The 7,299-nt window shown below is 52.4% G+C and carries 6 protein-coding genes; 4 read left to right on the top strand and 2 right to left on the bottom strand.

Features of this window, described 5'->3' with window-relative positions; all coding sequences use genetic code 11:
* Positions 1–606 precede the first annotated feature (606 nt).
* Entirely contained in the window at positions 607–1,086 is a 480-nt protein-coding gene (locus BLP78_RS05945; protein WP_090457493.1) for a VOC family protein, read from the bottom strand.
* Positions 1,087–1,266: 180 nt separating this feature from the next.
* The gene (locus tag BLP78_RS05940) at positions 1,267–2,205 is read right to left on the bottom strand and encodes a DUF5996 family protein (protein ID WP_090457491.1); all 939 of its coding nucleotides are present in this window, start codon (positions 2,203–2,205) and stop codon (positions 1,267–1,269) included.
* Positions 2,206–2,810: 605 nt separating this feature from the next.
* Between BLP78_RS05940 and tadA the strand changes: the two genes are divergently transcribed.
* From tadA to eno, 4 genes are all read left to right on the top strand, one after another.
* Positions 2,811–3,299 (top strand): tRNA adenosine(34) deaminase TadA, encoded by a 489-nt coding sequence (tadA, locus tag BLP78_RS05930; RefSeq protein ID WP_090457486.1) that lies wholly within the window; start codon positions 2,811–2,813, stop codon positions 3,297–3,299.
* Positions 3,299–3,778: a L,D-transpeptidase gene (locus BLP78_RS05925; protein ID WP_090457484.1), complete on the top strand. Its 480-nt coding sequence runs from the start codon at positions 3,299–3,301 to the stop codon at positions 3,776–3,778. The genes tadA and BLP78_RS05925 overlap by 1 nt, the downstream gene beginning before the upstream one ends.
* 286 nt (positions 3,779–4,064) lie before the next feature.
* Complete coding sequence (locus BLP78_RS05920) at positions 4,065–5,759, top strand: CTP synthase (protein WP_090457480.1); 1,695 nt, start codon at positions 4,065–4,067, stop codon at positions 5,757–5,759.
* Between the two features lie 217 nt (positions 5,760–5,976).
* Entirely contained in the window at positions 5,977–7,260 is a 1,284-nt protein-coding gene (eno, locus tag BLP78_RS05915) for a phosphopyruvate hydratase (protein ID WP_090457478.1), read from the top strand.
* Positions 7,261–7,299 lie beyond the last annotated feature (39 nt).

The following is a 7,299-nucleotide window of genomic DNA, read 5'->3' as shown; positions in this document are numbered from 1 at the left end:
TGGGTTAGCAAGAAGTTCCTTACAGGACGAAGTGGTAGTGAGTTAACCAAAAGGAGTACTGAAATGGCAACAAAACATCGAAGGTTGCGCAGCTAGAGCAGTGCTATCACATCACTGAGGCCAAATGGTAATGTTGGTTAGTAGTCCGTGCGACTCACAATACCGATCGCATTAAAGCCTATGAAACTTTTGTGACGTTTGTTTAAATGCACCCACTTCTTGGTGCCGGCCGAGAGAACCGTTACGGTATTGCGCCCATATAGAGGTGAAGACACGATTCGCGCTTAAAGCACGCTAAGCCGCTGCGGCGAAGTCATGTATACGGGTCCGAAGCGGCCGAAACTGGTCTGGCCCGAGTTTCGCAGGTGATCGACAGCCCGCTGCAGATAGGCCGTGTTCCACAAAATGATGGCGTCCACTGCTGAAGAGCGAACCAGGCCAGTCGCACTTATTCCTGGTTCGCTAAGATCAAATACAGGTCAGTACGGCTAAATGCAGATTCATTTGCAGTTAATCCTGGTTTGCGGGGTAGATAGTTGCAGTTATTTCTGGCCGAAAATCGCGCTGAATGCAGGTTGAGGCGGTTTCAAATGCAGGCTATTACAGCTAGGTATCGGCCCCGCCTTGCTTGAACATCGCCGCGGCACGTTGCCTGATTTCATCCAGGGAGAGATCTTCCTTATGAGTCGCAAGGAACCAGATATGCCCGAAGGGATCTTCCAACGTGCCTGTCCGATCACCATAGAACTGATCCTGGACCGGCTTGATGACCTTGGCGCCCGCACTTGTGGCTTGGGCAAACATTGCGTCCACATCCTTGACATATAAATGGAGGCCCACCGGCGAGCCAGCCCCCGGTTGCGAAGTACGGAACGCGCTTTCACAGCCGAAATCGTCAGCCAGCATAATTCGGGAATCGCCGATTTGAATTTCGGCATGCCCGATTTTCCCGCCGGGCGCGCCCAATCTATATAATTCCGCTGCGTTAAATGCTTGCGTGTAAAATTCGATGGCCTTGGCCGCGCCGTCAATCATCAGGTATGGCGTTAACGTATGGTAACCATCGGGTATGGGTCTGGTTGTCATATTTGCACTCCATTCTTTTCCAGGGTTCCAAATTGTGGCGGTATAAATATCCCGGTACGTTATCCCCATACCGCCACTCGTCAGATAACCAATAAAATCATCGGTTAATCAATGAAATTGATTGGCTGGTTTCGAGTGTAGAAGATTATCATCGCTGCGTCCACACCATCGCGTTCTGTATCACTTGGACGGCATGTTGCGCTCCAGCGCCAACCGGTCCCAGTGCGCCAGCGTGGCGGCAGCATCGTAAGTTGTCTGAAGAAATGAGAGCAGCGCCTGTGCCGGGTTGTCAGCTGTTCGCACAGCTTCGTAGGGAAGAATGAATTCCCCAAGCTTGTCGTGGAAATACGCAGCTTTTGGCTGAACAGGATATTTACTGAAACCGGCAGGGGTGGGATAAGCATAGGCGTAAAAGGCAGCTTCGCCCAAACCTGTCCCCGGCCAAAAGCCCGCGCTCGACACCTCATGAGAGTAGGCCTCTTCCATTATCCGGTTAGCGACATTGGGTGCCCCGCCCGGATGCTTCGGTGCGGTTCGCCCCGAAAACCGGGTCACAGCGAGATCAAATCCGCCCCAAAATAAATGCACCGGGCTCACCTTGCCGATGAAGCGGGCGCGGAAATCCTTGAAAACCCTATCCACGTGCACGAGCGCATGCCAGAATCGGGAAACGGCATCGGCATCATAGCTCGTATGTTGAGTATCTCTCTCGAATGGTATGGCGACTTCCACCTCAACCGGCCGGGCGAAAATCTTGACCTCGATACCCAACTCGGCAAGTGCTTCCATTATCTTGCGGTAGAAGCTCGCGACCGGCATGGGTTCCAGCATAAGCGCGCGATCAGCGCCTTCCGAGGTGGTGATGCGCAGTACGTGGGCAATAAAATCGAAGTCGACGGCAAACGTGAACTTTCCGTAAGGGATGGGTGAGGTCGTAAGGCCGCGCGTCGTGATATAGAGGGTAGAACCCCAGCCGTGATTGATATCCGGAGAGAGCGCCAATCGTATCTTGCCGACAACCTGTGTCCACATGTGGAGCGTAGTGCAAGTGTCCTGCCAATCCTCCAGCGCGGACAACCTGGGCCAATTATTCGAGTCACCGATATAATTAGAAGTCATGTCGTCTCCTGTCGATGCCGGTGCTAAAGATCCACTGCAGGGCAAGGGCCGCACGTTCCAGCCTCGTGATCGTAGCATCCACATTCTCCGGTTTCTTCGTTGCACACCACTGTAATCACGAAAGGACCATCAGCGCCCGCCGCGCCTGAAGACGATATCCGAAACTTTGTCCAGGACACGGGCGTGCCGTGCAAGCGATTCATTATCGTGCTCATCTCTTGTACGTTCCCGGTAATTTTTTCGAATAATCGAGCCATGCGAACCCGATCTTGACCCTTGAGGGGTTTCAACTTTTTTTGCGCGGATTGGGCAGGTTGCGCCGGTTGCTCTGATTGAGCAGATTTCGCAGGTTTTATGGATTTCGTAGATTTAGAGGGCATATTCATCTCCTGAAAGGTTATTCAAGGTTTACCGGGACCGCTTGACCAACACTAGCTAACGCTATTATTTTCATAGACTATATTGCTTCGAATAGCAAGAAACCCTGGTAGCCGCCTCTTCTATTGCATAATGCCCAGCATGCATTACAAGTAGTACGATATGAGAGATCAAGGTACATTCTTACCGCCGAGAATTTTTACGGTAACCCGAAACGATGAGCAGCCATGAACAATAATGATTCCGACTTCATGCGCGCTGCGCTTGAGCTTGCAGCACAGGCGGAAGAGGCAGGCGAGGTGCCGGTGGGCGCCGTGGTGGTGAGCAATGGAGTCATCATCGGACGTGGATACAATTGCCCAATCTCGGCAGCGGACCCAACGGCGCACGCGGAGGTGATGGCATTGCGGAATGCGGCAAAAAATGTGGGTAATTACCGTTTGGCGGATTGCACCCTTTATGTAACGCTGGAACCCTGCGTCATGTGTGTGGGCGCAATTTTTCACGCCCGTATCGCGCGGTTGGTTTATGGTGCGGTGGACCTTAAGACAGGGGCGTGCGGGAGCGTGATCGACTTGCCGGCGGAGATACGGCTTAACCACCATATGCAGGTGACCGGAAATATTCTGGCGGAAGAGGGAGCGGGAAAGTTGAAGCTTTTTTTTGGAAAACGCCGCAAGACAGCAGCGAAACGCCATGCTGATGAGAGTTGCTGATGAGAGTTGTAATCAGTATTCCATCACAAGAGCTTGATCTATGGGCCGAGAATCAGAATATCATCCGGAAATATCAAATTTCTTCAGCCGTCAATGGGGTAGGGCAGGAGTACGGCAGTTTTTGTACACCGCTTGGCAAGCACATTATTCGCGCCAAAATCGGGACGAGCCAGCCGATCAACACAGTATTTATCAGGCGCCGGCCCACCGGCGAAATCTATACCCCTGAACTGGGCGCAAGATATCCAGGCCGCGACTGGATTCTCACCCGCATTCTCTGGCTTTCCGGCTGTGAACCGGGCTTTAACCGTATGGGTAAAGTCGATACCATGCGCCGCTACATTTATATCCATGGGAGCCCGGATAGCGCAGAAATGGGCAAGCCCGGTTCCATCGGTTGCATCCGCATGCATAACCGTGACTTACTCGAATTGTTCGACCTGGTGAATGCTGGAACAGAGGTTGATATCAAAGGCTGACATTCTGGTTTGGAATCCTGGAGCGTGTGGCAGGAAAACCGGGGGGCGATTGAAACTATCTGGCAGCCTGCCGGACAGGAACGTCACCCTTTCCGCTCCACTGGCAAAGTTATTGCGCCTCTGCTTTTTACTCCAGATGAATCGGATTCGACCGTTGATACATGTGCTGTAATAAAGAGCGCGTCTAATTACACTGCTGAGCTATCAAGCTGTTTTCCCGGCAAAAGCCGCTTTACCATTGTCGCCAATTTGTTCGAATGAACCTTTTCCGGTATCATAAGCAGCCATGACAAAGTATGTATTTGTAACAGGTGGCGTAGTATCTTCCTTGGGAAAAGGCATTGCTGCGGCCTCGCTTGCAGCTATCCTCGAAACTCGTGGCATCAAGGTCACGATGCTCAAGCTGGATCCCTATATCAACGTGGATCCGGGAACCATGAGTCCGTTTCAGCACGGAGAGGTGTTCGTTACGGAGGATGGGGCGGAAACCGACCTTGACCTTGGTCATTACGAGCGTTTCATTACCGCGCGCATGAGCAGGCTCAATAATTTCACTACCGGTCAGATTTACGAGAGTGTAATAAAAAAGGAACGGCGGGGAGATTATCTGGGTGGCACAGTGCAAGTCATTCCGCACATCACCGATGAAATCAAACTGAACATCAGAGCCGGCGCGGCCAATGCTCAAGTAGCCATCGTCGAGATCGGAGGGACGGTTGGCGACATCGAGTCGTTACCGTTTCTGGAAGCGATCCGCCAGATGGCAGTGCAACTTCCTCGCGAGGATACCTGCTTTATCCACCTCACGTTACTGCCTTATATCCCATCCGCGGGAGAATTGAAAACCAAGCCAACCCAGCATTCGGTAAAAGAGTTGCGTGAGATCGGCATCCAGCCAGATGTGCTGCTATGCCGTGCCGACCGGCCGTTACCGCCGGAGGAACGCCGCAAGATCGCGCTATTCACCAACGTTCGGGAAGAAGCGGTGATTCTGGCGCTGGATGTGGACAGTATTTATAAAATTCCGGCGTTGCTGCACGAACAGATGCTGGATGAAATCGTCTGCCACAAGTTGAATATGCTCGCCAAGGCGGCGGATCTGGGCATCTGGAAAAAACTGGTGCACGCGTTGGAGAATCCTCAGCGAACAATAGAAATTGCGCTGGTCGGTAAGTATGTGGATCTGACGGAGTCATATAAATCCCTATCGGAAGCATTGATTCATGCGGGTATTCATACCCAGAGCAAAATCAAGATCCATTATATGGATTCTGAAACTATCGAGAAAGAAGGTACCGATTGCCTGAAGCACATGGATGGGATATTGGTTCCCGGCGGTTTCGGCAAGCGTGGGGTGGAGGGCAAAATCATGGCTATCCGCTATGCCCGTGTCAACCGCGTCCCTTATCTCGGAATCTGCCTGGGCATGCAATTGGCTGTAATAGAGTATGCCCGCGACAAGGCGGACATGGAAGGCACGCACAGCACCGAATTCAATCCCGATACGCTTTATCCCGTAATTGCTTTGACAACCGAATGGCGCACCCGCGAAGGTCATCTTGAAGTTCGAAGCACAGAGTCGGGCCTCGGTGGCAGCATGCGCCTGGGCGGGCAGGAATGTCTACTCAAGGAAGGATCGCTTGTCCGGAAAATTTATGGGGCGGATAAAATCATCGAGCGCCATCGTCATCGTTATGAAGTCAACAATGAGTATATTCCCCGTCTGGAACAGGCCGGGCTGCGCGTGAGCGCTGTGTCGGCAGCAGACGGCTTATGTGAAATGATTGAATTGCCGGAAGCCGAGCATCCCTGGTTTGTCGCCTGCCAGTTCCATCCAGAATTTACTTCCACTCCCAAGGCGGGGCATCCGCTGTTCACGGCGTTTATCGAGGCAGCTGCCCGTTTCGCGGGCAAATGCACGGCAGCCGAAGCTTTAACGCACAATAAACCGAAAGACACCGCCATAAGCGCCAACCAATAAATTCGGTCTTGTCGAACCTGATTCGGGGCACAATTTTTCTCCCCAACTGAAGACCCACGTGATGTAAATCAAAATAAAAATTGGAACCGTCCGATATTCGGTTCAAGCAAATAAGTCAGTGGTGACTTATTTTTCCTCAGACCATCGTTCGGTAAGCTGAATACCTAGCAAAACAGTTTTCGATAACTTATAAATAAATGACCCAGGGAAAAATAGCATGAGTGCAATTGTAGATGTCATCGCCCGCGAGATTCTTGATTCACGCGGAAACCCAACCGTAGAAGCGGATGTATTGCTTGAATCCGGCGTGCTCGGGCGAGCGGCCGTGCCTTCGGGCGCATCTGTCGGCACGAGAGAGGCGGTCGAATTACGCGACGGGGATACTCAGCGCTATTTTGGCAAGGGCGTGCTGAAAGCGGTGGAAAATGTGAATACCGAGATTTCCGAAGCTGTCATGGGTCTCGACGCGATGGACCAGGGTTTTATCGACCAGACGCTGATCGACCTGGATGGCACAAGCAACAAGTCGAGACTCGGCGCCAATGCGGTTCTTGCGGTGTCGCTTGCGGTGGCAAAAGCGGCAGCAGAGGAGTCCGGGCTGCCGTTATACCGATATTTGGGTGGTGCGGGGCCAATGGCTATGCCTGTCCCCATGATGAATGTCATCAATGGTGGTGCACATGCCAATAACAATATTGACATGCAGGAGTTCGTGATAATCCCCCTCGGCGCGCAGAGTTTCCGGGAAGCCTTGCGCTGGGGCGCTGAAATATTTCATACCCTGAGAGGCATGCTCGACAGCAAGGGTATGCATACTGCAGTGGGCGACGAGGGCGGGTTTGCGCCCGATCTGGCTAATAATGAAGCCGCGCTGCAACTAATTGTGGAGGCCATAGAGAAAGCCGGTTATATACCGGGCCCGGATGTGGCTATCGGGCTGGATTGCGCCAGTTCCGAATTTTTCAGAGACGGCAAATATCATTTGGCATCGGACGGCTTGAGCCTCGATTCGGGGCAATTTGCCGATTATCTCGCCACATGGGTAGACAAGTATCCTATTCTCAGCATTGAAGACGGCATGAGCGAGCACGACTGGGATGGGTGGAAGCTGCTTACCAGCAGGCTCGGAAAGTCCGTGCAACTGGTGGGGGACGATATCTTCGTGACCAATACCGGCATCCTGAAAGAAGGCATTGCGCAGGGTATCGCCAATTCCGTACTTATCAAACTCAACCAGATCGGGACGCTTACCGAAGTCTTTTCCGCCATAGAAACCGCCAAGCGTGCCGGGTATACCTCAGTGATTTCGCACCGTTCCGGTGAAACCGAAGATACCACCATTGCCGACATCGCCGTCGCCACCAATGCGCTGCAAATCAAGACCGGCTCGCTTTCCCGTTCTGATCGTCTTGCTAAATACAACCAGTTGCTGCGTATCGAGGAAGATCTTGGCGATGCCACAAACTATCCCGGGCGAGGCGCGTTCTATCAACTAAGATAATGGCTATCCAGGTTTCGATATCTCGATTCAGCCGGGCTC

The organism is Nitrosospira sp. Nsp1, from assembly GCF_900100985.1.
In the GTDB taxonomy this organism is placed as follows: Bacteria; Pseudomonadota; Gammaproteobacteria; order Burkholderiales; family Nitrosomonadaceae; genus Nitrosospira.
The sequence above is the reverse complement of the archived record's forward strand: the minus strand, read 5'-3'. Positions and strand labels throughout refer to the sequence as shown.